Origin of the sequence: Amycolatopsis sp. A1MSW2902, assembly GCF_017312175.1 — a bacterium.
GTDB classification, from domain to species: domain Bacteria; phylum Actinomycetota; class Actinomycetes; order Mycobacteriales; family Pseudonocardiaceae; genus Amycolatopsis; species Amycolatopsis nivea.
In genome coordinates this window covers 8,300,934-8,325,460 of sequence record NZ_QJPO01000001.1, presented here as the reverse complement: position 1 = coordinate 8,325,460, position 24,527 = coordinate 8,300,934, and the positions used below count along the sequence as shown (strand labels likewise).

26 protein-coding genes are annotated in these 24,527 nt (G+C 68.4%); 12 read left to right on the top strand and 14 right to left on the bottom strand.

Annotated features, from left to right (window positions below; translation table 11 throughout):
• Window positions 1-21 precede the first annotated feature (21 nt).
• Both DMP23_RS39035 and DMP23_RS39030 read right to left on the bottom strand, forming a co-directional pair.
• A complete protein-coding gene (locus DMP23_RS39035; protein ID WP_238604146.1) occupies window positions 22-1,188 on the bottom strand; it encodes an AAA family ATPase in 1,167 nt (388 codons plus the stop codon).
• Complete coding sequence (locus DMP23_RS39030) at window positions 1,182-2,150, bottom strand: RNA polymerase subunit sigma-70 (protein ID WP_337823980.1); 969 nt, start codon at window positions 2,148-2,150, stop codon at window positions 1,182-1,184. The genes DMP23_RS39035 and DMP23_RS39030 overlap by 7 nt, the downstream gene beginning before the upstream one ends.
• A gap of 66 nt (window positions 2,151-2,216) precedes the next feature.
• On the opposite strand from DMP23_RS39030, the gene DMP23_RS39025 reads away from it, so the two are divergent.
• Entirely contained in the window at window positions 2,217-2,777 is a 561-nt protein-coding gene (locus DMP23_RS39025; protein ID WP_337823979.1) for a TIGR03086 family metal-binding protein, read from the top strand.
• Here the strand turns inward: DMP23_RS39025 and DMP23_RS39020 are convergent.
• On the bottom strand, window positions 2,774-3,760 hold the full coding sequence (locus tag DMP23_RS39020; RefSeq protein ID WP_443111316.1) for a methyltransferase: 987 nt from the start codon (window positions 3,758-3,760) through the stop codon (window positions 2,774-2,776). The two genes, DMP23_RS39025 and DMP23_RS39020, sit on opposite strands and share 4 nt — an antisense overlap.
• 163 nt (window positions 3,761-3,923) lie before the next feature.
• Here DMP23_RS39020 and DMP23_RS39015 point away from each other — a divergent pair, with 163 nt between their 5' ends.
• Window positions 3,924-4,556, top strand: a complete 633-nt coding sequence (locus tag DMP23_RS39015; protein WP_167754142.1) for a TetR/AcrR family transcriptional regulator — start codon at window positions 3,924-3,926, stop codon at window positions 4,554-4,556.
• Window positions 4,557-4,611: 55 nt separating this feature from the next.
• Entirely contained in the window at window positions 4,612-5,274 is a 663-nt protein-coding gene (locus DMP23_RS39010; protein ID WP_337823978.1) for a TetR/AcrR family transcriptional regulator, read from the top strand.
• Here DMP23_RS39010 and DMP23_RS39005 read toward each other — a convergent pair whose 3' ends face one another.
• Both DMP23_RS39005 and DMP23_RS39000 read right to left on the bottom strand, forming a co-directional pair.
• Window positions 5,275-6,588 carry an MFS transporter gene (locus tag DMP23_RS39005; protein ID WP_037811062.1) on the bottom strand — a complete coding sequence of 438 codons (1,314 nt, stop codon included), beginning with the start codon at window positions 6,586-6,588 and terminating at the stop codon, window positions 5,275-5,277.
• A gap of 32 nt (window positions 6,589-6,620) precedes the next feature.
• Window positions 6,621-7,625 carry a hypothetical protein gene (locus DMP23_RS39000; protein ID WP_337824490.1) on the bottom strand — a complete coding sequence of 335 codons (1,005 nt, stop codon included), beginning with the start codon at window positions 7,623-7,625 and terminating at the stop codon, window positions 6,621-6,623.
• Between the two features lie 98 nt (window positions 7,626-7,723).
• Between DMP23_RS39000 and DMP23_RS38995 the strand changes: the two genes are divergently transcribed.
• A complete protein-coding gene (locus DMP23_RS38995) occupies window positions 7,724-8,323 on the top strand; it encodes a TetR/AcrR family transcriptional regulator (RefSeq protein WP_337823977.1) in 600 nt (199 codons plus the stop codon).
• Here the strand turns inward: DMP23_RS38995 and DMP23_RS38990 are convergent.
• The gene (locus tag DMP23_RS38990; RefSeq protein WP_337823976.1) at window positions 8,320-8,670 is read right to left on the bottom strand and encodes an antibiotic biosynthesis monooxygenase family protein; all 351 of its coding nucleotides are present in this window, start codon (window positions 8,668-8,670) and stop codon (window positions 8,320-8,322) included. The two genes, DMP23_RS38995 and DMP23_RS38990, sit on opposite strands and share 4 nt — an antisense overlap.
• A 206-nt stretch (window positions 8,671-8,876) precedes the next feature.
• Here DMP23_RS38990 and DMP23_RS38985 point away from each other — a divergent pair, with 206 nt between their 5' ends.
• Together DMP23_RS38985 and DMP23_RS38980 are read left to right on the top strand one after the other, a co-directional pair.
• The gene (locus tag DMP23_RS38985; protein WP_037811058.1) at window positions 8,877-10,064 is read left to right on the top strand and encodes a cytochrome P450; all 1,188 of its coding nucleotides are present in this window, start codon (window positions 8,877-8,879) and stop codon (window positions 10,062-10,064) included.
• Window positions 10,065-10,157: 93 nt separating this feature from the next.
• Window positions 10,158-10,541: a hypothetical protein gene (locus DMP23_RS38980; RefSeq protein WP_337824489.1), complete on the top strand. Its 384-nt coding sequence runs from the start codon at window positions 10,158-10,160 to the stop codon at window positions 10,539-10,541.
• Between the two features lie 4 nt (window positions 10,542-10,545).
• Here DMP23_RS38980 and DMP23_RS38975 read toward each other — a convergent pair whose 3' ends face one another.
• Together DMP23_RS38975 and DMP23_RS38970 are read right to left on the bottom strand one after the other, a co-directional pair.
• On the bottom strand, window positions 10,546-11,487 hold the full coding sequence (locus tag DMP23_RS38975) for an MBL fold metallo-hydrolase (RefSeq protein WP_337823975.1): 942 nt from the start codon (window positions 11,485-11,487) through the stop codon (window positions 10,546-10,548).
• A 10-nt stretch (window positions 11,488-11,497) separates the two neighbouring features.
• Window positions 11,498-12,490 carry a fumarylacetoacetate hydrolase family protein gene (locus DMP23_RS38970; RefSeq protein WP_337823974.1) on the bottom strand — a complete coding sequence of 331 codons (993 nt, stop codon included), beginning with the start codon at window positions 12,488-12,490 and terminating at the stop codon, window positions 11,498-11,500.
• Between the two features lie 124 nt (window positions 12,491-12,614).
• Between DMP23_RS38970 and DMP23_RS38965 the strand changes: the two genes are divergently transcribed.
• The gene (locus DMP23_RS38965; protein WP_275290708.1) at window positions 12,615-13,214 is read left to right on the top strand and encodes a TetR/AcrR family transcriptional regulator; all 600 of its coding nucleotides are present in this window, start codon (window positions 12,615-12,617) and stop codon (window positions 13,212-13,214) included.
• Here DMP23_RS38965 and DMP23_RS38960 read toward each other — a convergent pair.
• The 6 genes from DMP23_RS38960 to DMP23_RS38935 are packed head-to-tail and all read right to left on the bottom strand — an operon-like array spanning window position 13,211 to window position 19,963.
• Entirely contained in the window at window positions 13,211-14,092 is an 882-nt protein-coding gene (locus DMP23_RS38960) for a hypothetical protein (protein ID WP_337823973.1), read from the bottom strand. The genes DMP23_RS38965 and DMP23_RS38960 overlap by 4 nt on opposite strands.
• Window position 14,093: 1 nt before the next feature.
• Window positions 14,094-15,575, bottom strand: coding sequence for a CoA transferase (locus tag DMP23_RS38955; protein WP_337823972.1), 1,482 nt, complete (start codon window positions 15,573-15,575; stop codon window positions 14,094-14,096).
• On the bottom strand, window positions 15,572-16,429 hold the full coding sequence (locus DMP23_RS38950; protein WP_037811049.1) for a 3-hydroxyacyl-CoA dehydrogenase NAD-binding domain-containing protein: 858 nt from the start codon (window positions 16,427-16,429) through the stop codon (window positions 15,572-15,574). The genes DMP23_RS38955 and DMP23_RS38950 overlap by 4 nt, the downstream gene beginning before the upstream one ends.
• A gap of 14 nt (window positions 16,430-16,443) precedes the next feature.
• A complete protein-coding gene (locus DMP23_RS38945; RefSeq protein ID WP_337823971.1) occupies window positions 16,444-17,607 on the bottom strand; it encodes an acyl-CoA dehydrogenase family protein in 1,164 nt (387 codons plus the stop codon).
• Between the two features lie 13 nt (window positions 17,608-17,620).
• On the bottom strand, window positions 17,621-18,793 hold the full coding sequence (locus tag DMP23_RS38940; protein WP_337823970.1) for an acyl-CoA dehydrogenase family protein: 1,173 nt from the start codon (window positions 18,791-18,793) through the stop codon (window positions 17,621-17,623).
• 3 nt (window positions 18,794-18,796) lie between these two features.
• Window positions 18,797-19,963, bottom strand: coding sequence for a CaiB/BaiF CoA transferase family protein (locus DMP23_RS38935; protein WP_337823969.1), 1,167 nt, complete (start codon window positions 19,961-19,963; stop codon window positions 18,797-18,799).
• A gap of 129 nt (window positions 19,964-20,092) precedes the next feature.
• Between DMP23_RS38935 and DMP23_RS38930 the strand changes: the two genes are divergently transcribed.
• The 5 genes from DMP23_RS38930 to DMP23_RS38910 all read left to right on the top strand — a co-directional run bounded on the left by DMP23_RS38930 (window position 20,093) and on the right by DMP23_RS38910 (window position 24,507).
• A complete protein-coding gene (locus DMP23_RS38930) occupies window positions 20,093-20,968 on the top strand; it encodes a LysR family transcriptional regulator (protein ID WP_337823968.1) in 876 nt (291 codons plus the stop codon).
• 123 nt (window positions 20,969-21,091) lie between these two features.
• Window positions 21,092-22,492, top strand: coding sequence for a fatty acid desaturase (locus tag DMP23_RS38925; RefSeq protein WP_337823967.1), 1,401 nt, complete (start codon window positions 21,092-21,094; stop codon window positions 22,490-22,492).
• Window positions 22,492-22,683 (top strand): ferredoxin, encoded by a 192-nt coding sequence (locus DMP23_RS38920; RefSeq protein WP_037811043.1) that lies wholly within the window; start codon window positions 22,492-22,494, stop codon window positions 22,681-22,683. The genes DMP23_RS38925 and DMP23_RS38920 overlap by 1 nt, the downstream gene beginning before the upstream one ends.
• Entirely contained in the window at window positions 22,680-23,882 is a 1,203-nt protein-coding gene (locus tag DMP23_RS38915; RefSeq protein ID WP_134729341.1) for an NAD(P)/FAD-dependent oxidoreductase, read from the top strand. Before DMP23_RS38920 ends, DMP23_RS38915 begins: the two co-directional genes overlap by 4 nt.
• Window position 23,883: 1 nt before the next feature.
• A complete protein-coding gene (locus tag DMP23_RS38910) occupies window positions 23,884-24,507 on the top strand; it encodes a TetR family transcriptional regulator (protein WP_337823966.1) in 624 nt (207 codons plus the stop codon).
• Window positions 24,508-24,527: the final 20 nt, after the last annotated feature.

Genomic DNA, 24,527 nt, shown 5'->3' with positions numbered 1-24,527 from the left:
TACCGGCCTTCCTGCCAGGCTTTACCGTTTCGGCCAATGCCAAGCCGGTTGGTCCAGCCGCCCCTGCCCGGCGACCACCGTCGCGCCGAAGTCCTTCTCCAGTTCCAGCACCGAGGCGTCCTCGAGAAACCGGACCAGCAGCTGGGAGTGCGACACCACCAGCAACTGCGTCTTCTTGGCCGCCGCGGTGATCAACGCAGCCAGTGCCGGCAGCAGGTCCGGGTGCAGGCTGGTTTCCGGTTCGTTCAGGACGAGCAGCTCCGGCGGGCGCGGGCTGAGCAGCGCCGCGGCCCACAGCAGGTAGCGCAGGGTGCCGTCGGAGAGTTCGGCGGCGCTGAGCGGGCGCAGCAGGCCGTGCTGGTGGAAGCGGAGGTCGAAGCGGCCGTCGGCGGTGGCTACTTCGACGGACGAGCCGGGGAAGGCGTCGTCGATCGCGGTGGTCAGGGCGTCGGCGTCGGTGGATTCCTGGATGGTGCGCAGGGCCGCGGCCAGGTCGCCGCCGTCGTGGTCCAACGCCCAGGTGCGGGTGCCAATGCGGCTTTGCCTACCCGGGGCGTCGGCGTCGGTGCGGAAGTGGTCGTAGAACCGCCACGCGCGGACTCGGTCGCGGACGATCAGGAGTTCCGGGCACCGGCGCGGGTCGGCGAATTCGCTCAACATGCTGTCGGTGAGGGCGATCGAGTGGCCGCCTTCGACCCAGGAGCCGGACTCGTCGCGGATGCGGACCCGGGTGCCGGAGCGGTCGGCCAGCAGGGCGGACGGGCGCAGTACCGGGCCGTGCCAGACGCATTCGCGTTTGTATTCCGGGTCCAGGTTGAAGGCCGTCGGACGGCGTTCGCGACTGGGCACGGGCAGGCCGAAGTCGAGGGCGTAGCCGAATTCGTCGCCGGAGAAGCCGAGCCGCAAACCGACCGCGGTGGTGCGCTGCACGGGCTGCACCGGTGACCGGCCCTCGCGGACGGCTCGGCCGATCTTCTCCGGACCGGCCCACAGCGTCGACGGCAGACCGCCTTCTCCGGCGAGAGCGGCGACCGCACCGTTGCGTCCCGCGTCGGCCAGCAGCCGCAGCGCGCGGTACAGGCTGGACTTGCCGGTGCCGTTCGCGCCGACGATCACGGTCAGCTGCGACAACGGCAGCACCAGGTCTCGCAGCGAGCGGTAGTTCTGGATCGCCAGGGTGGTCAGCACACCTTCACCTCCGCGGGCAGGCCGAAGCGCGGGAACAACTCGGGTTCGAGGAACCAGGTGACGGTGCGGATTCGGTCGCCCCACAGGGCAAGAACGAGGATTCCCGCGGGATGCCCCACCGTTCCGTCGGGTTCCGTGAGGTAGCAGGCGAAGGCGGGATGGGTGTTGGCGCGCGTCGGGAGCAGACGGAACCGTCGGGTGCCACGCCACTGCCCGAACATCGCGAGGAACGCCGCGACGGCTTCGCGGCCGACGTATTCGTGCGGCGCGGGCGGCATGGCGAGCCAGCCGTCGTCGGTCAGGAGGGCGACTACGCCGTCGACGTCTCCCTCGCTGAACGCCTCCGCGAATCGTTGCGCGATCTCCCGTTCCCGCGGTGCCGGCGGGGCGGGTTCGACGGTCTGCCGCAGCTGGGCTCGCGCGCGTTGCAGAGCGCCTTTGACCGCGGTGGAGCTGGTCTCCAGCATGTCCGCGACCTCGGCGGTCGAGTAGTCGAGCACATCCCGGAGCAGGAGGACGGCGGCCTGTCGCGGCGGAAGTTTCTGCAGCGCCGCGACGAACGCCAGCTCGAACGTTTCCTTGGCGCTGTACTGCGCAGCGGGGTCGTCGGGCGCGGGCTGCAGCCAGGTCACCTCGGTGCGGCGCGTGGGCTCGATCGGAGTGAACGGCGGCGACGGTTCGGCCGGGACGCGACGACCGGCGTCGCGGAGGGCGTTGAGGCAGCGGTTGGTGGCGATCCGGTACAGCCAGGAGCGCACCGAGGCGCGACCGGCGTAGCCGTCCAGCCCGCGCCAGGCGGCGAGGAGGGTCTCTTGCAGGAGGTCTTCGGCGTCGGCGAGGGAGCCGAGGATGCGGTAACAGTGCACTTGCAACTCGTGCCGATAGGGCTCGACCAGCTCGCGGAAGGCGCGCGCGTCTCCGGCGCGTGCGCGATCGAGGATGTCCTGGCCCACCTTTCGCATCCTGCCATCGTTCCGTTTCCGGGGCGGGCGGTGTCTGTACTGGTGACCCCTGAGAAAGGCGAAACGATGAATCCTGTCGACGATCTGTCCGCGGTCCTCGATTCCACCGGCGCGCTGGTCGCCGGCGTGTCTCGCTGGGACGCGCCGACGCCGTGCCCGGAGTGGACGGTCCGCGAACTGGTGAACCATCTGGTCCTCGGGCACCGGCTGTTCACCGCCGCCCTGAGCGGTGCGAAGGGCGCGTCGTTGGACCCTCGCAGCTCGGACGCGCTCGGCGACGACCCCGTAGCGTCCTATCGGGACGCGGTTGCTGGTCTGCTCGCGGCGTTCCAGCAGCCGGGGGCGCTGGAGCAGATGGTCGAGGTCCCGGCCGGGACAGTTCCGGGGGTTGTCGCGGTGCATCTGCGGATCGTCGAGGAACTCGTCCACGGCTGGGACCTCGCTCGCGCCACCGGGCAGGAGGCGAAGTTCGAGGACGCCTTGGTGGAGCGGGAAATCGCGTTCAGCGCGGCGAAACTCGCTGACCTGCCGCCGGAACGGAGCCCCTTCGCGCCACCGGTGCCGGTTGCCGAGGACGCGCCACCGCTGGATCGGCTGGTCGCGTTGCTCGGACGGTCACCGAGTTAAGCGACACGGAATTCCAGGAGGCCTCGCTGGTCGGTCAACGGGGCCGCCGATTCCAAGACCAAACCCGCGGAATCGGCGAGTGCGCGGAATTCTTCCACCCGTCGTTCACGGCCGCCGAAATGGACCAGCATGACCAAGTCCATTTCGGTGCGCGCGTGAATTCCGCTGACCGCTTCGATGGCGAGAATCCGACCGGACCGGCCTGCCGCTTCCGCGCATCGCTTCAGGATGCGGCGGGCGTTTTCGTCGTCCCAGTTGTGCAGGATGTCCACCAGGACATAGGCATCCGCGCCCGCCGGGAGCGGATCGAAGAAGCTCCCGCCGCGCACCTCGACCCGGTCGGCCAGGCCGCGTGCGGCGAAAGCAGCGCGGGCCTCGCTCGCGGTCGGTTCGAGGTCGACCAGGTGGGCGCGCAATTTCGGATTGGCTTCGAGGATCGCGGCGAGCAAATCTCCTCGACCGCCGCCGACGTCGACTACCGTAGCGAAAGAAGACCAGCCGATTCCGTCGACCACTTGCGGGATCTCCGTACGGAACCGGTTGATCATCTGCTGGTCGAAAGACTTCCGCAGGTGCGGCTGCTCAGCGAGATCAGCCCAAAAATCCTTGCCGTAACGCCGAGAGTAAGCCGCTTCGCCGGTCCGGACGCTGTGTGCCAGCTCGACGAACGCGAGTTCGGCGCGGCCGGCGGCGCGGTCCAGGTGCAGCAGGTTGGCTACTCCGTTTTCCTTGTCCTGGCAGAGATTCGCGCCGTACGCGGTGGTCAGGTAGCCCTCGTCGGTGCGTTCGACCACGCCGAGCGTGACCAGGTGGCCGAGCAGGACGTCGAGCGCGATCGGCGAGAGATCCAGTTCTGCGGCGACGTCGTCGACCGTGCCAGGGGCGCGCAGCCGGTCGGGCAAGCCGAGCGTCACCGCGACGCGCAATGCCATGGGGGTCGCCAGGCTGGCGGCACGGAGAAGGTGGGTCGCGTCATCACTCACGTGACTCCACTTTGCCAGCGTGGTCAACCGGCTTTCCGGGCCATGGTTGACAAGCTCGCCTCGAGGTCCGCGCGTATACGCTGGCCGGGTGGACACAGTAGCGGAATTGCTCGCGAACGTACGGGCTCGCGCCAGTCGCCCGAGATCGGGGTAAGGAGAACCGATGTCCCGCCCGCGCAAGGTCCGCAAGGACGCGGCGGCCAACCGTGAACGGCTGCTCTCCGCGGCTGCCTCGGCGATGCTTCGCGAAGGACGGCATGTGCCGCTGGCCGCCATCGCCGCCGAGGCCGGTCTCGGGATCGGCACGCTCTATCGCAGCTACGCCGACCGCGACGCGTTGCTCCAAGCCCTGGAGCACCGTGCGTACGGCCTGCTCAACAGCCTGCTCGACCAGATCGACGACAACAGCACCGGCCTCGACCAGGTCCGCCGCTATCTCGAAGGCACCGTCGACATCGCCGACCAGCTCGTCCTTCCGCTGCACGGCGCGCCCCCGCTCGTCACCCCGGAAGCGGTCGCGGCCCGGAAGTCGATCTACGGGCGGCTCGAGTTCTTCCTCGCGACCGGCCGCGAGGACGGCAGCATCCGCGGCCCGGTCAACGCCACCGATCTGCTCGCGTTCAGCACCCTGCTCACGCAGCCGAAGGCGTCCGTCCTCGACTGGACCCACCTGGCGAGGCGGCAGATCGCGCATTTCCTCAACGGCCTCGCGGCCGGGGGCCCGATCGAAGTGCCTGGTCCCGCTGTCGAGCGCGACGACGTCGAGCGAGCCTTCGAGGACCGGACGAACAGTTAGAAGGTCTTCCGAACGATCGGCCGTGTTACCGTCGGGCGTCGTCAAGGAGGTGGGGATGCCCGCAGCAGGCACCCGCAAACCGATGCGCGAACGGTTCCGCGAGCAGGTGCGCGAGGAGGTCAAATCCGCCGCGCTCGACCAGCTCGCGGCCGGGGGCGCGCAGGCGATCTCCATCAACGCCATCGCGAAGCAGCTCGGCGTCTCCGGACCGGCGTTGTACCGCTACTTCTCCAGCCGCGACGAACTGCTGAATATCCTGGTCATCGACGCGTACCACGACCTCCGCGACGCCATGGTGCGAGCGCTCGGTGCCGACGCACCCGACACGGAGGCGCGGATCCGGCTGCTGGCCGCCGCCTACCGGAGCTGGGCGCGGGAAGAGCCGCACCGGTACGAATTGCTGTTCAAGGCACCGTTCCCCGGCTACGACGCGCACGCCAAGCCGCTCGCCGACGCGGCCCGCGCGCTGATGGGCGTGGTGCTGGGGGTGTTGCACGACCCCGACACCGCGGGAAAGCCGTACGACAACGAGGAAGTCCTCGACGCCCGGCGCGCGAACACCGAGAACCACCAGCTGGCGGTCGCGTTGTGGTCGCGGCTGCATGGCTTTGTCAGCCTCGAAATCGGCGGCGGCTTCACCGCGATGGGCCTCGACGCCGACGCGTTGTTCGAGACCGAAGTACAGGTGCTGACGGACCGGGTGCGCCGCGCCGGCTAATCACCGGCGAGACGCGCGCGGCTTCGCCCCCAACGCCACTGCCAGCACCGCTCCGGCGACCATGCACGCGCCGACCACCCACAATCCGGTCCGCTGCGTACCGGTCAGGTCGCGCAGCCAGCCCGTCAGGTACGGGGCGACGAACCCGCTCAGGTTGCCCAGTGCGTTGATCAACGCGATCCCGCCGGCGGCCGCCGCGCCGGACAGGAAGTTCGAGGGCAGCGCCCAGAATGTCGGCAGCGCCGCACACACGCCCATCGCGCAGATGGTCACCGCGGTCATGGTGGCATAAGGGTTTCCGAGGTACAGCGCGACCGGGATCGCCGCGCCGCCGACGAGCATCGGCAGCGCGACGTGCCACGTCCGTTCCCCGGTCCGGTCGCCGTGGCGCGCCCACGGGACCATCACCAGCGCACCCGCGACGTACGGGATCGCGTTCACCAGACCCGCTTGCAACACGGTGAGTTTGGTGCCGAATTCCTCGCCGAACCCGGCGATGATCGTCGGCAGGAAGAAACCCAGCGCGTACAGGCCGTAGACCACCGCGAAGTACACGAACGCCAGCCCGAGGATCCGCGGGTGCGTGAGCGCTTTCCGCAGCGGCCAGTGGTGTTCGGCTTCGGTGGCGCGGCGTTCGGCGTCGAGTTCGCTGGTGAGCCAGTCGCGTTCCTCGGCCGTCAGCCACTTCGCGGATTCCGGCCGGTCGCTCAGGCAGAACCACGTGACGACCGCCAGCAGGATCGCCGGAACGCCTTCCACGAGGAACATGAACCGCCAGCCGGACAGGCCGAACACGCCGTGCCCGCCGCTGATCAGCAGGCTGGAAACGGTCGAGCCGATCGCGCTCGACACCGGCACCGCGCACATGAACAGCGCGACCGCCTTCGCCCGCTGCGCCGCCGGGAACCAGTACGTCAGATACAAAATGATGCCGGGGAAGAACCCCGCCTCGGCGACGCCGAGCACGAACCGCAGCACCACCAGCGTCGTCGTGTTCGGCACGAACGCCATCGCGACGGCCACCGCGCCCCAGGTGATCATGATCCGCGCGATCCAGCGGCGCGCGCCGAACCGGTGCAGCGCGAGATTGCTCGGCACCTCGAGGATCAGGTAGCCGATGAAGAAGATCCCGGACGCGAGCCCGAACGCGGTCGCGGTGAGGCCGAGTTCTTTGTTCATCCCGTTCGGACCGGCGAACCCGATGTTGACCCGGTCCAGGTAATTGACGAAGTACAGCAGCATCAGCAGCGGCATGATCCGCACCGCCGCCTTGGCCATGACCCGGTTGCCCAGCGCGCTCGTCTTCGTCGGCATGTCCGGATCTCACCCGCCCGGACCCCGCTGAGTCAAGGTTTCGCGTAATGCTCGGCGACCGCGGCGAACGCCTCCTTCGGTTCCCAGTTCAGCCCCGGGTACGCCGTGCCCGACCGTCCTTCCAGGACTTTCACCAGGCCGAAGCTGGCCAGGTCAAGATCGTCCGGGTAGTTGTAGAGCGCGAAAAGGAACACGAACGCGCTGTCCACTCCCTCCGCGTCGAAGATTTCCAGCAGCTCGCGCAGATATGCGGCCTGTCCGGCCTCGTCCCGCTCGTACTCGCCGTCGATGCGTAGCGGATCGCCGGTCTCCTTGTCGTACTCGACGATCTCCATGCTCCGCGGCGCGACGTCGCCGGACCCGCGCCAGGTCGCCGTGCCGAAGCCGGTGATCGCGACCGGTTTCCCTTGCGCCACCAGGGTTCGCACGCCGGCCTGGAAGAGGTCGGCGACCTCGGCGGAGCGGATGAGCTCCACCGTGACGAAGTCGAACCGGCTCCAGTCCACCTGCTCGAACTGGACGCACGCGTAGGTGACCGGGCCGTGGAACCGTTCCCGCACGATCTTGACCGCGGTGTCGAGGAACGGGTCGAGCAGCTTGCCCACCTCGGCCAGCCGCTCGGCGCGGCCCTCGGGTTCGGCGAGCAGCAGACCGACTCGTTCGGCGGTGTCCTTGCCGGGCAGGAAGCCTTCGTTCATCACGCTCAACTCGACGCCGGACACGAACACGACGTTCGCCCCGGTGGCGCGCAGCCGTTCGGCGCGGGTGGCGCAGTCGGCGAAGAGGGCGAGCATCTCGTCCTGGGTCTGCTCCAGCGGATACGGCGAGAACCAGACCTCCAGCCCCAGTTCGGCCGCCCACCGCGAGGCCTGCTCCAGCCGATCCGGATCGCCGCCCACGACGTGCACCGCGGTGCAGTGCAGGTCGTCGCGGATGATCGCCAGTTCGCGCTTCACCACCTCCGGTTCGAAGCTCTCCCGCGACGACCGTCCATTGCGGACGAATCCGGTGTCGTACGTCATTCCCTTGCCGCGCATGGCGGTTTCCTCTCGCTCGGGGACGCCGCCCACCTTACGCACGAAACTTGCGTACACGCACGTTTGCGTAGACGCAGGAACCCTGCGAGACTGGCCGGGTGACCGGATTGCGCGAACGGAAGAAGCAGGCCACTCGCGTCGCCTTGCGTGAAGCGGCCCTGCGGCTGGCGATCGAGCACGGGCCGGCGAACGTGCGCGTCGACGACATCGCCGAAGCGGCCGGAGTGTCCCCGCGGACGTACAACAACTACTTCTCCAGCCGCGAGGAAGCGATCGTCGCGGCGGTCACCGCGGACCGCGAGAACCGGATCGCCGCCGCTGTCGCCGAGCGTTCGCCGGACACCCGGCTGGCCGAGGCGATCCTCGACGCGATCGCGGAGCAGTACACCGATCCCGGCGAACAGAGCCGCGACGCCCTCCTGCTGATCACCACGAATCCCGGGCTGCGCACGGCTTTTCTCGACGCTCCGGCCGCCCTCGCGGACCCGCTGCAGGAGGTGATCGCGACCCGGGTCGGCGACTCGCAAACCGCGCGCGTGCTGGCCGCGTCGGTCGCCGCGGCAGTCCGGGTCGCACTGGAGCAGTGGACGCAACCGGCGGGCAACGGACTGGTCGTGGTGTCCGGCTCACTGCCAGATCTGTTGCGGCGAACGCTGGAACCACTCGTTCCGGCGCTCGACGCGGCAGAGGCGGACTAGGCCGCGATCTCCTCGAAGATGTGCGGGTAGGACACGACGTCGTCGGGGAACTCCGCCGCCACGCGCTGGAACTCCGGATTACTCAAAGCCGCGGCGAGCGCCTCGGTCGACTCCCAGACCGCGACGTTCAGCAGCAGCTGACTGCCCGCCGTTCCCTGGTGCATGCGCAGTGAGACGAATCCGGGCTGAGCCTTCATGAACTCGGCCTGCTTCCGGAAGAGAGCCAGGAACGCGTCGGTCCGCTCCTTCGGGACGACGAAGGTGTTGACGAGAACGATCTGCCCGGTTTTCTCCTTGAACTGAGCGAACATCGACGTGTGCGGGTCGAGGCTCTGCAACTGGGCCATTTCGGAACTTCCCTTGCTGTCGACTGAATCTAGCATCGCTAGCTACTGGTTCGACGCTAGCACTGCTGTCGCTCGGTTGTCTAGCAGCGCTAGCTCTAGGCCGAGCCGGTGATTCTCCGCCCGCTCGGCGTTCAGCTCCGACATTCACTTCACAACTTTGTGAAAGCTGTGTACCTTCTGAACTATTCAGAGGGGAAGGAGCGACGATGACCCGTCAGGCAGGACTCCCGCTCGAAAGGGGCGCGTGTCCGTTCGATCCGGTGCCGGCCCAGCGCACGCAGGCTCCGGTCGAGCCGATGACGTATCCCGACGGCTCGCAGGGCTGGCTCGTCACGGGATACCAGGAGGTGCGGGCAGTCCTCGCGGACAAGCGGATGTCCGCGCGCGCCGAACTCGCGAAGGTTCCGCTCGACTTCGGTCCGCTGCCGCCGCCGAAGCCGGCCGACCCGGGGGTGTTCACCGGGATGGACGACCCGGACCACCACCGTTACCGCAAGCTGCTGACCGGGGCGTTCACCGTGCACCGGATGCGCACACTGGAGGACCGCGTCGCCGAGATCGTCGACGCCCACCTCGACGCGATGGCCGCCGCGGACGGTCCGGTCGACCTGGTGGAAACGTTTGCGCGGCCGGTGCCGTCGCTGGTGATCTGCGAACTGCTCGGCGCGCCCTACGAACGCCGCGCCGAGTTCGACGGCTACGCCAGGACCATGTTCGCCAAGGACATCCCGGTCGCCGAGCGGATCGACGCGACACAGGGCGTCGTCGCGTTCATCGCCGGGCAGATCAAGGAGAAGCGGGCGAACCCGGGCGACGACCTGCTGTCCGATCTCGTCCGCGGCGACGAGCTGACCGACGAGGAACTCGCCAACATCGGCATGATGCTGCTGGTCGCCGGATTCGAGACGACCCGCAACATGATCGCGCTCGGCACGCTGGCGCTGCTGGAAAACCCGGAGCAGCTGGCGAAGTTCAAGGCCGACCCGGAGCTCACCGCGGGCACGGTCGAGGAACTGATGCGCTACCTCAGCGTGATCCACATCGGCCCGATCCGCACCGCGCTCGAGGACGTCGAACTCGGCGGCGTGCGGATCAAGGCGGGCGATCCGGTCGTCATGTCGCTTCCGGTCGCCAACCGGGATCCGGAGAAGTTCCCGGACCCGGACCGCCTCGACGTCACGCGCAAGGCCGCCGGGCAGCTCGGCTTCGGCCACGGCGTGCACCAATGCCTCGGGCAGCAGCTGGCGCGGGTGGAGATGCGGATCGCGTTGTTCCGGCTGTTCGCGCGGTTCCCGGACCTGCGGCTCGCGGTGCCGTTCGCCGAGGTGGACCTGCCGCACGACGCGTCGATCTACGGTCCGGTGCGGCTGCCGGTGACCTGGCGGCGGGAGTAGCCTGACGGCGGCGGATCGAACACCGGAATCGAGGTTTTCCGCGCTGTGCACGCGATTGCTCTGATTGGCGCCTTCACGTTCGTCTGGTTCGGGATGGTGCTCGCCATCTCGTTCCTGGAAGCCCCGCTGAAGTTCCGCGCACCAGGGGTCACCATCCCGATCGGCCTCGGCATCGGCCGGATCGTGTTCCGGGCCTTGAACATCGCCGAGATACTGCTCGCGGCGGGGATCGTGGTCACGGTCGCGGTGGGGCAGCCGGGCACCGCGGTGACGGTGCTGGCGGCGGTGGCGGTCGTGGTGCTGATCGGGCAGCTGGGGGCGGTCCGTCCGGCGTTGAACCGGCGGACGGACCGCGTCCTCGCCGCTCCGGAAGGCGTGGAGCTGCCGCGCTCCCGGGCGCATTTCGTTTACATCGCCACGGAAACCGTGAAGGTGCTCGTGCTGCTGGCGCTCGGGATACTGACCGTGGCGGGCTAACGGCTCACGCGAACCCTTCCAGTTCCGCGATGCGGCGGAACACCTCGCGGGTGTCCACGCGCTCCATCTCCGGGTCGAGTTCGTAGTACACCGCGAGCACGTTCTGTGCGAGGCGGCCATGTTCGTCGAGGTCGGCGAACCGGCCGAGCGAGATGTCCCGCATCGCCTCCTCCGCCGTCATCCCCCGGCGGTGACGGTCGGCGGCCTCGGCTCGCACCCACTCCAGGTAGTCGCGGACCGAACGGATGCCGTCGGCGTCGGTGACCGGTCCGTGGCCGGGGACGACGAACTCGGCGTCCATCGCGAGCATCGCGTCGCAGGCGGCGATCCAGTTCGTCACCGGTCCCGCCCAGGTGATCGGGGTGCCGCCGATGAACAACAGGTCACCCGCGTACAGCACGCCCTCGTCGGGGACCAGCACGACGCTGTCGCCCTCGGTGTGCGCCGGTCCGAGACAGCGGATTTCCACGGTGACGCCGCTGATGTCGAGCTTCAACTGCCCGGCGAAGGTCCGGGTCGCCGGGGTCGCGGTGATGGAGTCGAAGTCGAACGGGTGGAGGATGTGCTGGGCGAAGCGACCCAGCGGGCCTTCCTGATTCACCAGGCCACGCATGAGATCGGGGCCGTTGGTGCGCATCTCCTCCGCGGTGGCTTCGGACGCGATGATGGACGCGTCGGCGACCAGTTCATTGCCGAACCAGTGGTCTCCGTTCGCGTGCGTGTTCACGACTGTCTTGATTGGACTGTCTACTGTGGTGTCTTGAAGCCCGTCGAGCATTTCCCGGGTCATCGGCACGTCGAAAAGCGTGTCGACGAGGAGGGATTCTTCTTTCCCGGCGATCAGCCCGGCGTTGCTCCAGCCCCAGGTGCCGTCCGGGACCAGCCAGGCCGAGCAGTGTTCGGTGAGCCGGTGATGTCCTTTGGTGTAGGGAATGTCCTTGCGCATTGCCTGCCTCCTAGTGGACGTGCACTTCAGGTGCGCCTTGATACGAAGCCAGCCCCGCACCGTCCGGCGCGGTCTGCCGTTGCCCCACCGGGTTTCGCAGCACCCCGACGCCGGCCGCGGCGAGTTCCACCACGTCGCCCGGCTGGATCCAGCGGTCCAGCTCCAGTCCGCACCCGCCGCCGACGGTGCCGAGCCCGAAGAATTCGCCTGGATAAACGTCTTCGTCCAGCGATGCCCACGCGAGCACCTCCGCAAACGAGAACTGTCGGTCCTTTGTAGACCCTGATGCCCAGACTTCACCGTTCACTGTGGCCGTCATCTGCACCGCCCATTCGTCGACCTCGTCCATGGTCAGCACACACGGACCCATCGCGGTGCAGAAGTGTTTTCCTTTGGACGGACCGATGGTCATGCTCATCTCGAACATCTGGATGTCGCGGGCGCTGACGTCGTTGAAGATCGTGACCCCGGCGATGCGCCCGGCGGCCTCGGCTGGCGTGAGGTTCTTGCCGCCGCCGGACGTGAAGAAGCCCAGTTCAAGCTCGAAGTCGAGCTGCGCGGTGTAGGACGGCCACAGCAACGGTTCGTCCGGCCCGATCACTGTTTCGACGTTGCACTGGTAGCAGATCGGCATCGCGGCGAAGGCGGGCGGAACGGCGAGTCCAGAGCCCTTGGCGTGCTGGGTGTAGGTCAGATAGTCGCGAATCCGGCGCGGCCTCGGCACCGGCGCGAGCAGGCGAACGTCTGCTTGCGGAAGCACTGCCGGATGGCCGTCGTCGACCAGGACGTCGCCCTTTTCGACCGCGGCGTCCGCCAACTGAAGCGCCTGTTCCGCCCTAGCCCGCGCCTCGGCCCCGCCCTCGAAGAAGGCGACCATCTCCGTCGGGACTTCGGTTTCCCCTGCTCGCGACGCTCGCAAGACCCGGGCCGGATCCACCACAGTGTCGCCGTGCAGTACTCCGAGCCGGGCCGTGCCCGCGGATTCATAGGTGACCAGACGCACCGCCGCCTCCTTGAACTGGAGTTCAATTTTAGACTTGCGTCCAATCAAGCTAAGCCGCGGCGGAGGCAGCGTCAAGAGCGCCGTTCAGCAGGCGCCGCGAAGAAATGATGGTTGACTGCGAGGCATGACGGCAGAGGCGACGACCGACCGGCGGACCAGGCAGCGGCACGAACGCCGGGACCGGCTGTTCCAGGCGGCCGTGGAGCTGTTCGTGGAACGCGGCTACGAGAACACCACGATGGAGGACATCGCCGAACGCGCCGACACCGCCCGCGCCACCGTGTTCAACCACTTCCAGCGCAAGACGGCGTTCCTCGACGAGTGGAGCCTGCGCCGCCGCGAACGCGCGATGACCGCGGTGCGCGCCGAGAACCTGGAGGACCGGCCGCTGCGCGAGGTGCTCAGCCGGTACCTGATCGAACTGGCGCGCAACAGCCTCGACTCCCGCGCGGAAACCGTCGCCTGCATGGGCGCGGCGATCCACTCCACCAACGTGTTCGGCAATCCGGAACTGGCGCGCGAGTTCGCCGCGTTCGTCGCGCGGGCGCAGGAGACCGGGGAGATCCGCGCGGACGTCGATCCGGCGCAGGCGGGTTTGCTGCTCGCCACCGGGTATTTCGGGACGCTCAGCTCATGGATCGAGAGCGAGGCCGCGCCGTTCGATCTGCAGGAGCATTTGCTGAAGCTGGTGGAGATGATCCTGCGCGGGATCGCGGTGAGCTAGCCGCGCACGACCCCGGCGATGCCGGACAGCAGCTCGCCCATGTCCACCACTACCCGCGATTCGCCGCCGTTCAACGGCACCGCGGTGATCCGCCCGCCGAGATCGGAGACGTAGGCGACCTCGTCGTCCACCGCCAGGCCGATCGCCTCAGTGAAGCCGCTCGCCAGGATCTCCGGCTCCGCGCCCTTCTCCCCCGGGCCGGGAATCGGCGCGCGGTTCAGCGTGTTGCCCTGCGGGGCCGCACCACGGTCGGTCCAATACAGGTACCCGCCATGGATTTCCAGGTCGATCGGTTCCGGCAGGTGATCCCACAGGGTCTCCACATCGGACCGGTCGCGCGCGGTCTCGCCCGCAGGGATCTCCAGCCCAGCACGAAAAATCCGGCCGACGCCGCCCTTCGCCGGACCCTTCTGCGTCCAGTAGAGATGCGTGGCGTCCACAGTTACGCCGACGCATTCCTGCATGCCGCTGTCGTCCGGCTCGTTCACGATCAGGTCCGTGAGGCCCGTGCCGTCCGGACGTACCCGGGTGATCCGGTAGCCTTCCCGGTCGCCCCAATACAGGGAACCGTTGTACGCCAACTGTTTCCCGGTCGTCAGAGTTCCATTCGGGACAACGTCGCGGGCACCGGTGCCGTCGAAGGAAACCGCGTGCAGGCCGCCATTGCGTGCCGAATAGTCGAGACCCGCTTCGCCCGGTACCGACGGGTCACGCGAAGGCATGCCCATGGTGGTCCAATAAACAGTGCCATCGGCGATGACAACGCCATCCGGCGAGACGCCAGCGTCTTTGTACAACGGGGTAACCTGCCCGTCGGGAAGCCCGACGCGGTAAATCGTCCCGGTGCGAATGCCCAGCACCACTAGCTCGCTGAACATGTCACCTCCACTCTGGACGGTGCGACCCCATGGGGATCAGCGGATTCGTGTAGTAGCCCGGAGTCTCGGACATCCGGATCTGTTCGGTGACGCCGCGGTAGCGGCCCAGCGGGGTGTCCGCGGTGAACGTCTCGGGGTCGAAGTATTCGTGCCCGGGCGCGACACCGGCGACCTCCGCGGCGTAGCCCTTGTCGAAGATTCCCAGGCTCAGCAACCACAAGGCGACGCGCGTCAGCGAAACCTGCACTCGATAAGAACCGCCCCATTCGGCGCGGAGCATGAGTGCGCGCAGGATTCCCAGTTGCAGGAACCAGGAAGTGATGTAGTCGTTCACCACCGGCACCGCGGGCAGTGACGGGACCCCGCCCTCCCCTTCCAGCAGCATGACGCCGGACAGGCAGCCAGCCGTCTGGTCGAAGCCGACTCGGCCGGACCACGGGCCGGTGCCGCCATTGAGCGTCACCTCGGCGTGAATGATTCCGGGCCGGATCTCGGCGGCGGTTTCCGCGTCGAGACCGTGCCGCGCAAGGTATCCAGGGCGGCGATTGGCGTAGAAGATGTCCGCGCCGGTCAGCAGCCAGTGCATCCGCTCCTGGTCGGCGGGGCGGCGGAAGTCGGGCCGAGTGGAGCGAACGCCCACATTGGACGTCGCGTACAGCACCGGCAGTTCGTACTCGCCTGGATCCCACACGTTCAGCACGTCCGCGCCGTGCAACGCCAGCGCCCGGCCGCAGCCAGCGCCCGCGATGATGTGCGCCCGACCGAGTGCGCGGATTCCTTCGAGCGGCGTGGAAGGGTTGGGGTGCAACGGTTCCGGAGCACTGTCGCCAATTCGCTCGACAATCACCGGCGGCATCGTCGACAGCACCGACTGGTATTGCTCGGTCGCCATCAGCTCTTCGGTCGTGCGCACCACCGGCATGATGACGCCCGCGGCTTCGGCGGCGTCTTCCAGCTCAAACGAATTCCACTGCGCGATCGCTTGCTGCACCACGGCATCCCGCTCGGGAACGCCCAGCAGCGCGGCAGCGTCGTTGCGCAGCTTGGGATACGGGCTGATCGGGTGCACCCAGCGGCCGTCCGCGGTGGAGTAAAACCGATCGGTGCCGAAGGCGGGATCGACGCGCGCCGGGTCGCCCTGCGGGTAACCGTCGAGCAGTTCCCATTTCTTGTCGTAGAACGGGCACAGCCGGTGCGGCGCGGTCCGCAGGTCCATCGAAATGTCCTGCCCGCGTCCGCCGCGCAGCTGCCAGATCTTCGCCACCGCAACGGATTTCGCCGCCAGCGCGATCGACGTCGCCCCGGCCAGCCGCAGCGCGCCCGGCAGTACCGGGTCGGCTCCGGTGAACTCGATCCGGCCGCCTGCGTCGGATTCCTGCAGGCCGACCGAGCCGAGGAGATCGGCGAGCGGCTGGTGCAGATCGTATTCGTCGGTGGTGGCTGGTTTGGCGAGCGCGGCCTCGAGTTGCTCGGTGAGGCTCATGCCTTCTCCAGCGCGTCCACCACCGCGCGAGTACGGCTGTCGCGCGCTTCGACCCGCTCGGCGTAGGTGTCCGCGGTCCCGTAGGTCTGCTCGACCTCGTCGATCACCGCGTCGAGGTGTTCCCGGTCCGGACGGCCGATCTCGAACTTCATCTGCGAGCCGACATGGCTCACCAGGTGCCGGATCCCGTCCGGCCCGCCCCCGAGGTGCATGCTTTCGAACGGCCCGATGGTCGCCCACCGCGGCCCGAGCGAAGCCTTGACCAGCTCGTCCAGGTCCGCCGCGGACACGACGCCCTGCTGCACGAGGTACATCGCCTGGTCGTTGAAGACCTTCTGCAGCCGGTTCCCGACGAAGCCGGGCACTTCCTTCTTCAGCGTGATCGGCTTCTTGCCCAGCCCGCGGTAGACCTCGACGGCCTTCGCCACGGTCTCCTCAGCGGTCGAAACTCCAGGCACCACCTCGACCAGCGGCATCAGTTCGGGCGGGTTGAACGGATGCCCGATGACGATCCGCGAGGCCGCCGCGTTGCCCTCGGCGATCACCGAGGGCAACAGCGACGACGAGGAGGACGCCAGTACTACGTCGTCGCGCGTGGCGGCGGCGAGCGTCGCGAACATTTCCCGCTTCAGCTCGATCCGCTCCGGGCCCGACTCCTGGACGAAGTCGGCTCCGGCAGCGGCTTCCGCGAGGTCCGCGACTGCCGTGGCGGGCAGCCCGGCGAGGTCGCGAGAGACGATTTCCCGCAGGTCCGGGCGAGGATCGGTGACTCGCACCGTCCAGCCCGCCTCGGCGAACAGCCGAGCCCACGACACTCCGATGACCCCAGCGCCGACGATCGCGACGACCGGCATGGCGCGCTCCTTTCTCAGGCGGTGACCGCGTCCGCGTTGTTGAGCAGCGCGCTCGGCGGCGTCAGCAACGCGTCCGACGCTAGCGCGCGGCGACGGGCCGCGCTCACTCCGCCGTAACTCTCCGTAATGGCAATGAGGCGCGCCGCGTGGTGCGCGACCTCTGATTCGTAAGTCATTCCGATGCCGCCGTGCAGCTGGACGATCTCCTCGGCGGTCGCGGTCGCCGCGTCGCACACGAACACGAACGCGTCGTCGGCCGTGGCGTCGAGGTCCACTGTGGACGCGCCGCTGTCGTACGCCTCGACCGTCGCGGTGGCCCACAGCGCCAGCGAACGAGCCAGCTCGACCTTCGCGTACAGGTCAGCCGCACGATGCACGAGCGCCTGGAACGCCGCCAGCGGAACACCGAACTGCTTGCGGGTCTTGAGGTATTCGACGGTCATCGCGAGCCCGGTCTCCATCAGACCGATCGCCTCGCCGGTCACCGCGACCCGCGCCCGTGAGAACGCGCGACGCAACCCGGCCGGCGTGTCGGAGTCCGAGGTGCCGAGCAGAACCGCCGGCGTACCAGCGAATTCGACCTGCGACGTGTGTCCCCAGTCCGCGGCCCGGCCGTCGACGCGAGTGATGCCTTCGGCAGTCGCCTCGACCAGGTACACCCCGGTGCGGCCGTTCTCGTCGACCGCGGTCACCAGGAACTTGTCGGCCTGGTCGGCGTTGCGCACCGGCGACTTCACGCCGGTCAGCGCGGAACCGGCCGCCGACACCGACGGCGCGACGCCCCACGGACGTCCCGGCTCGGCGTGCGCGACCGCGATCGTGGTGCCACCGCTGGCGAGCAGCGGAAGCAGCTCCTTGACCTGATCGTCGGTGCCCAGCTCGGCGATAATCCACGACGGCAGGAACACGCCGTCGAGCAGCGGTTCGGCCGCCGCGTGCTTGCCCATCGCTTCCAGCGTCGCGTAGACCTCGACCGGGCCCGCGCCCGCGCCGTCGTGGTCCGCGGAGATCGGGAGACCGGCGAGACCCAGCTCGCCGAGGGTGCTCCAGACCTGGTCGTTCCAGCCGAGTTCGCTGCTCGTCGCTGCCGCGCGGCCGCCTGCCGGGTAACCGCGGCCGACCGCCGTGTCGACGGTCTCGAACAGCAGCTTCTGGTCTTCGTTGAATTCGAGGTTCATGAGTCGCCGTCCCTTACAGACCGAGGATCGTCTTCGCGATGACGCCGCGCTGGATTTCGTTGGAGCCGCCGAAAATCGACAGCTTCCGCTGGTTCAGGTACTGCGCCGCGGCCACGACCGCGGCCTCGTCGGCGCGCACCGGCGATTCGGTGTCCAGCAGCATGCCGTCGGAACCGGCCGCGCGCATGCGCAGCTTCGTCAGCGCCTGCAGGGCCTGCGTGCCCTCCATCTTGAGCAGCGACGACACCGGGCTCGGCTGTCCGTTTTCGGAAGCGGCGGTGACCCGCATCTGGGTCGCCTCCAGCGCGAGCAGCGTGGTCTTCGCGGTGTGCATCGCGGCGCGGAACTCGGCGTCCTGCGCGAGCGGACCGTCCTCAGTGGGCAGATCCGCGGCCACGGCGGCGAGGTCGGCGAAGATCCGCTGACCGGTGCCGACCTGGGCGATGCCGTTGCGCTCGTTGCCGAGCAGGAACTTCGCGTACGTCCAGCCCTTGTTCTCCTCGCCGACGAGGTTCTCGGCCGGGATCACCACGTTGTCGAAGAAGAACTCGTTGACTTCGGCGGAACCGTCGACCAGCTTGATCGGACGGCGTTCGATGCCCGGCGTGTTCAGGTCGAGCAGCAGGAAGGACAGCCCCTGCTGCTTGCGCGGCGCGTCCGGGTTGGTCCGCGCGAGCACGAACATCCAGTCGCCGTACTGGCCGAGCGTGGTCCAGGTCTTCTGTCCATTGAGGACGTAGTGGTCGCCGTCGCGCTTCGCGGTGGTGCGCAGCCCGGCGAGGTCGGAACCGGCCTCCGGCTCGGAGAAGCCCTGCGACCACCAGATGTCGAGATTCGCGGTGGCGGGAAGGAACTTCTGCTTCTGCTCCTCGCTGCCGAACTCGGCGATGATCGGGCCGACCATGCTCGCGTTGAAGGCGAGCGGCTGCGGCACCGCGTTGCGCTGCAGTTCGGAGGCGTAGATGTGGGACTGGGTCGGAGTCCAATCGCGACCGCCCCATTCGACCGGCCAGTGCGGCACGGCCAGACCGTGCTCGTTCAGGATCCGCTGGCTCGTGACGATGTCGTCACGCGTGATCAGGCCGAGTGCGCTGCGCTTGCGGACTTCCTCCGGAATGGCACCGAGGAACACCTCCCGCAATTCGTCCCGGAACGCGAGGTCCTCTTGAGACAGTTCGAGATCCATCGATCAAACCCCTTCAGTGGTGCGTACGGCTCCGACGACTTCGGCGGTGCTCGCGCCAGCGCGTTCGGCGTGCCTGCGGAACCCGGCCGGGGTCCGCGAGAAATGCAGCGGGCTCTCCACGACGCGGATAGTGCCCTCGGTCGGGTGTTCCCGCTCGGTGATCAGCCCGACTTCCTGAACGTACGGGTCGGTCGGCAGGTCGGCGATGTCGACGACGACCGCGTACGGAACGTCGTGGGCGGTCAGGTACTCCTCCCACTCCGCGGTGGTGCGGCTGGCGGAGTTGGCCAGTACCTTCTCCACCCCCGCGGTGAAAATCTCCCGGTCGATCACCGGGGAGTCCCAGGCCGGATCGGCCGCGGCGTCCTCGATGCCGGAGCCGATCAGCAGCGTCCGCACGGCGTCGTTGGTGTAGGGCACCGCGGCGATCGCGCCGCCGTCGGCCGTGCGCATGGCCGCGTGCGTGTCGCTGAGCGAAAGCGGGTTGCCGACGTCGCCGGCGGCCGGGACGAAAACGTCGCCCGCCAGGTGCTCGACGAGGTTGACCGCGATCATCGCGTCGGCCATCGCGAGTTCGACCTGCTGGCCCTTGCCGGTGCGCTGCTGGTCGAAGAGCGCGGCGAGCACGCCGTTGAGCAGGTACAGCGCGGCGGTCTTGTCGGCGATGAAGGTCGGGACGAACTGCAGCGTGCCGCCTGCCCGGTCCTGGAGGCTGACCAGGCCGGACGTGGCCTGGATGACCTCGTCGTAGGCGGGCCGGTTGGCGCGCGACGAGCCGGGCGCGAAGCCCTGCGCGTGGGCGTAGACCAGGCGGGGGAAGCGTTCGCGCAGCTGCTCGTAGCCGAGGCCGAGCCGGTCGAGCGCGGCGGCGCGCATGTTGGTGACGAGGACGTCGGCGTCGGCGAGCAGGGCGAAGAGGTCTTCGCGGCCGGCCGGGTCCTTGAGGTCGAGTTCGATACTGCGCTTGTTCTGGTTGACCTGCATGTACAGCGGGGCCATCCCGGGCGTGCGGCCGGTGTTGGCCGGCGAGTGCCGGGCGACGTCGCGCAGCGGTTCGACCCGGATCACGTCGGCGCCGAAGTCGCCGAGGATCTGCGTGGCGTACGGGCCCATCACCGCGGACGACAGGTCGAGCACCTTCACCCCGGAAAGCGGTCCGGTGGCATCCATCTTCGCGGTCCTCCCGTTGACGATCTTTGCTTCACCACTGACGCTAAGCGCTTGCTCACCAGAAGGGAATGACCGAGTGCATCAGATCGGTATGACCACCGTGATAACACCGTGGGTACGCTGCTCAGCGTGGAGATTCACCACCTGCGGTACTTCCTCGCGGTCGCGCGCGAGCTGAACTTCACCCGTGCGGCGCGGGCGCTGAACATGTCCGTTCCGCCGCTCAGCCAGCGGATTCGCGACCTCGAACGCGAGCTGGGAGAACCGCTGTTCGACCGCTCCACCCACCACACCCGGCTGTCCGAGGCGGGCGAGGCGCTGCTGCCGCTCGCCGAATCGGTCGTTTCGGGCTTCGACGCCATTCCGGTCCGCATGCGCACCCGCGACCAGCGCGCCGACGTCCGGCTCGCCATCCCCGACGTGCTCAATCCCGCGCACCGCCGCCAGCTCAGCGAATCGATCCGGGCGCTGGACGGCTCCTACCGGTTCACCCTGCGGCAGATGCCGTCGCTCGGGATGGAATCGGCGCTGCTCAGCAACTCGCTCGACCTCGCCGTGTCACATCTCGGCACTTCGGACGACCGGCTGTCCACCATCGTCCTTTACCGCGAACCGCTGGGCGCGGTGGTGGACGCGTCGCGGTTCCCCGGCCGGACCTCGCTCACCCTCGCCGACCTGCGCGGATTCCAGTATCTGCAGGGGCCGCGGCACTGGGACCTCGGCTCCCGGCGCGCCGAGCAGCTCGCCGCCAAGGGCGTGCTGGTCGATCCTGAGGCACAGTTCTCCGACGTCAGCGGGCTGTTGATCTTCCTGCGCAGCACCAAGAGCTTCACCCTCGCGCCGGTCGAATCCGCGACCGCGCTGGCGCTGGACCCGAGCGAATGCGCGGTCCTGCCGATCGACGATCTCGTCGCCACCCTCACCACATTCCTGATCCGGCGCACCGCCGACACCCGGCTGGACCCGGTGGTCGAGGTGCTGCGGCACGCCCGCGTACCCGACTGACCTCGGCCAATGCCCGACCTGCGGGTTCACCCGGCCGTGGCGGCTTTACATTTCAACTCCTCTTGTCAATCGCGGTGTACATGTCTTACCGTCATGTAAAGCCAGCCAACGGAGGAGGGCGCGATGAGCGAGATGACCGGCACGGTGCCGCTGGGGTCGACCGAAGGATGGACCGACAAGAAGCGGTACCTGTGGCTGATCGGGCTGGTCGTGCCGTCGCTCGCGTTCCTCGCGATCGGCCTGCACGCCGCGACCGGCTGGGGCGTCTGGTTCTGGATCGGGCCGATCGTGATCCTGGCGATCGTGCCCGCGATCGACCTGGTCGCCGGCCTCGACCGGAGCAATCCGCCGGACGACGTCATCGAACGGCTCGAACAGGACCGCTACTACCGGTGGATCACCTACCTGTTCCTGCCGATCCAGTACGTCGGGTTCGTCTTCGCGTTCTGGCTCATCGCGCGCGGCGATCTGTCCGTTGTGGACAAGATCGGGCTGGCGATCTCAATCGGCTGCATCGGCGGGATCGGCATCAACACCGCGCACGAACTGGGCCACAAGAAGGAAAGCCACGAGCGCTGGCTGTCGAAGATCGCGCTGGCGCAAAGCTTTTACGGGCACTTCTACATCGAGCACAACCGCGGCCATCACGTGCGCGTCGCGACTCCGGAGGACCCGGCGTCGAGCCGCGTCGGCGAGAGCTTCTACCGGTTCTGGCCGCGTACCGTGTTCGGCTCGCTGAAATCCGCGTGGGGGCTGGAGCGCAAGCGTTACGCCCGCCGCGACAAGCATCCGTTCCGGATCGGCAACGACGTGCTCAACGCGTGGCTGATGTCCGCGGTGCTGTGGGTGGCGATGGTGGCGTGGCTCGGCGTCGGGATCCTGCCGTACCTGGTGATCCAGGCGGTGATCGGGTTCTCGCTGCTGGAAGTCGTGAACTACATGGAGCACTACGGGATGCTGCGGCAGAAGGTCGGGCCGCCGGAGCGCCGTCGGTACGAGCGCGTGAATCCCAGCCACAGCTGGAATTCCAACAACATCGCGACGAACGTCCTGCTGTACCACCTGCAGCGGCACAGCGATCACCACGCCAACCCGACTCGCCGATACCAGACCCTGCGCGACTTCGCCGAATCCCCGGTGCTGCCGACCGGATACGCCGGGATGATCGTGCTCGCGCTGTTCCCGCCGCTGTGGCGGCGCGTGATGGACCAGCGGGTGCTCAACCACTTCGACGGCGACATCAGCCGGGCGAACATCCAGCCGTCGAAGCGAGAGAAAATCCTTGCCCGGTACGGGACTTCCACTATTGATCCGGTGGTCGTGCCGGACGACGTGCGCGGTGACGCGAGCGAGGGCGGAATGTGCCCCGGCTGCGGATACGTCTACGACGAGCAGCGGGGCGACCCGCGAGAAGGCTTCCCGGCCGGTACGCCGTGGTCATCCATTCCGGACAGTTGGTGCTGCCCCGACTGCGGCGTAAGGGAAAAGGTCGACTTCGTTGCTCCCGGAAGGATGAGTGTGTGATGCGGATCGAAGCGGATTTGAACAAGTGCGACGGCCTGGGCATGTGCGAAGCGATGGCCCCGGACTTCTTCGAGGTGGGTGACGAGGGCACGGTCGTCGTGCTCGACGAGAACCCCGGCGAGGAGCACCGGACCGATCTCGCCGCGGCGGTCGACGCCTGCCCGGTGCTCGCGCTGAAGCTGGTGTCATGACGCTCGCCGTGGTGGGCGCGTCGCTGGCCGGACTGCGCGCGGTCGAATCCGCGCGGCGGACCGGATACGACGGCCGGATCGTGCTGATCGGCGCGGAGGACCACCTGCCGTACGACCGGCCGCCGCTGTCGAAATCCTTCCTCGCGGCGGACGGACCGGTTGCGGTGGAACCGTTTCTCAGCGCGGACGACCTGCGTGAACTCGGCGTCGAACTCCGGCTGGGCACTCCCGCGACCGGGCTCGACCCGATCGCCAGGGAGATCCGCACCGGCGACACGACCGTCCGCTACGACGCCGCCGTCATCGCCACCGGAGCCGCCGCCCGGGTTCTTCCCGGCACCGAGGAGATCTCCGGCATTCACTCACTGCGCACCGCGGACGACGCGATCGCCATCCGGTCCGCATTGGACAGTGGCGCTAGGACAGTCGTGATCGGAGCCGGTTTCATCGGCTCGGAAGTCGCTTCAGCCGCCCGCAAACGCGGTCTGCCAGTGTCTATTGTGGAAACGCTGGAAACGCCTTTGGTGCGCGCGATCGGTCCCGAGGTCGGCGAGGTCTGCGCGGATCTGCATCGCGCGGCAGGCACCGATCTCCGGCTGGGCACCAGGGTCACCGGCTTCACGTCGCAAGACGGCGCGGTGACCGGCGTCCAGCTGTCCACCGGCGAAGTCCTCCCGGCCGACCTCGTGGTCGCTGGAATCGGTGCGGCCCCGGCCACCGGCTGGCTGCGCGACAGCGGGCTCCTGCTGCACGAACGCGACGGCGGCGTCATCTGCGACGGCACCCTCGCCGCCGCGCACGGCGTTTACGCGGCCGGAGACGTCGCGCACGTGGCGAACGCGTTGTTCGACGGCGAGCTGATGCGGCTGGAACACTGGACGAACGCGGCCGAGCAGGGTGCGGCCGCGGCGCGGCACGCGCTGGACCCCGCGAGCGCGCGGGTGTTCAGCGCCGTGCCGTATTTCTGGTCCGATTGGTACTCGCACCGCATCCAGTTCGTCGGGACGCCGCGCGCGGACGAGGTCGTCGTCGCGGTCCCGGCCGAGCACGGCTTCACCGCGCTGTACCGGCGCGGCGACCGGCTCGTCGGCGCGTTTACCGTCGACCGGCCACGCGACATCATGAAGTACCGCAAGCGGATCGCTGCCCGAGCACCGTGGTCTGAGGCAGTCGCCTTCGCTCTCGAAACGGCCGCCTAGAATGACGGCTATGAGCGTGCTTCCGGTGCCCGCGGGCGGCCAGTACCGGCAGCCCATCATCACCGCCGCCATCGAACTCACCGCGAAATCCGGCTGGTCAACGGTCACCATGGCACGGCTGGCCGATCTGGTCGGGGTGAGCAGGCAGACCGTCTACAACGAGATCGGCTCGAAGACCGCTCTCGCCGAGGCGATGATCTCGCACGAGCTGCGCCGGTTCCTCGCCGTCGTGAGCACCGCGTTCGACCGGCATCCGGACGACCTGGTCGAGGCGATCTACGACGCCGTCCGCGCGGTGCTCGAACTGGCCGACGACAACATCCTGCTGCGCGCCATCGCCTCCGCGACGCACGGCACCGACAACGAATTCCTGCCGCTGCTGACCACCCGCGCCGGCACCCTCCTCACCGAAGCGAAGGCCGTCCTGCGCGACCGGGTCCGCGGCTACGCGCCGCCGCTCGACGACGGCCAGCTCACCGTGGTCATGGACCTCGTCGTGCGCACCGTGCTCAGCCACGTCATGCAGCCGTCGGGCACGCCCGCCGAAACCGCTGACGGCCTGGCCTGGGTCGCCGCTCGCGTGCTCGGCACCGCCCCGTCGGCATCGATGCGCACCCGCTCGTAAACCAGATGCGCGGTTCGGGC

Coding starts and splice junctions, on each gene's coding strand:
- DMP23_RS39030 (WP_337823980.1), bottom strand. CDS start 2,150: ATGCGAAAGGTGGGCCAGGACATCCTCGATCGCGCACGCGCCGGAGAC.
- DMP23_RS39000 (WP_337824490.1), bottom strand. CDS start 7,625: ATGCGCGGCAAGGGAATGACGTACGACACCGGATTCGTCCGCAATGGA.
- DMP23_RS38980 (WP_337824489.1), top strand. CDS start 10,158: ATGGTGCTCGCCATCTCGTTCCTGGAAGCCCCGCTGAAGTTCCGCGCA.
- DMP23_RS39010 (WP_337823978.1), top strand. CDS start 4,612: ATGCCCGCAGCAGGCACCCGCAAACCGATGCGCGAACGGTTCCGCGAG.
- DMP23_RS38910 (WP_337823966.1), top strand. CDS start 23,884: ATGACGGCTATGAGCGTGCTTCCGGTGCCCGCGGGCGGCCAGTACCGG.
- DMP23_RS38935 (WP_337823969.1), bottom strand. CDS start 19,963: ATGGATGCCACCGGACCGCTTTCCGGGGTGAAGGTGCTCGACCTGTCG.
- DMP23_RS38965 (WP_275290708.1), top strand. CDS start 12,615: ATGACGGCAGAGGCGACGACCGACCGGCGGACCAGGCAGCGGCACGAA.
- DMP23_RS38985 (WP_037811058.1), top strand. CDS start 8,877: ATGACCCGTCAGGCAGGACTCCCGCTCGAAAGGGGCGCGTGTCCGTTC.
- DMP23_RS38955 (WP_337823972.1), bottom strand. CDS start 15,575: ATGAGCCTCACCGAGCAACTCGAGGCCGCGCTCGCCAAACCAGCCACC.
- DMP23_RS38975 (WP_337823975.1), bottom strand. CDS start 11,487: ATGCGCAAGGACATTCCCTACACCAAAGGACATCACCGGCTCACCGAA.
- DMP23_RS39005 (WP_037811062.1), bottom strand. CDS start 6,588: ATGCCGACGAAGACGAGCGCGCTGGGCAACCGGGTCATGGCCAAGGCG.
- DMP23_RS38940 (WP_337823970.1), bottom strand. CDS start 18,793: ATGGATCTCGAACTGTCTCAAGAGGACCTCGCGTTCCGGGACGAATTG.
- DMP23_RS38960 (WP_337823973.1), bottom strand. CDS start 14,092: ATGTTCAGCGAGCTAGTGGTGCTGGGCATTCGCACCGGGACGATTTAC.
- DMP23_RS39025 (WP_337823979.1), top strand. CDS start 2,217: ATGAATCCTGTCGACGATCTGTCCGCGGTCCTCGATTCCACCGGCGCG.
- DMP23_RS38915 (WP_134729341.1), top strand. CDS start 22,680: ATGACGCTCGCCGTGGTGGGCGCGTCGCTGGCCGGACTGCGCGCGGTC.
- DMP23_RS38950 (WP_037811049.1), bottom strand. CDS start 16,429: ATGCCGGTCGTCGCGATCGTCGGCGCTGGGGTCATCGGAGTGTCGTGG.
- DMP23_RS39015 (WP_167754142.1), top strand. CDS start 3,924: ATGTCCCGCCCGCGCAAGGTCCGCAAGGACGCGGCGGCCAACCGTGAA.
- DMP23_RS38990 (WP_337823976.1), bottom strand. CDS start 8,670: ATGGCCCAGTTGCAGAGCCTCGACCCGCACACGTCGATGTTCGCTCAG.
- DMP23_RS38945 (WP_337823971.1), bottom strand. CDS start 17,607: ATGAACCTCGAATTCAACGAAGACCAGAAGCTGCTGTTCGAGACCGTC.
- DMP23_RS38920 (WP_037811043.1), top strand. CDS start 22,492: ATGCGGATCGAAGCGGATTTGAACAAGTGCGACGGCCTGGGCATGTGC.
- DMP23_RS38925 (WP_337823967.1), top strand. CDS start 21,092: ATGAGCGAGATGACCGGCACGGTGCCGCTGGGGTCGACCGAAGGATGG.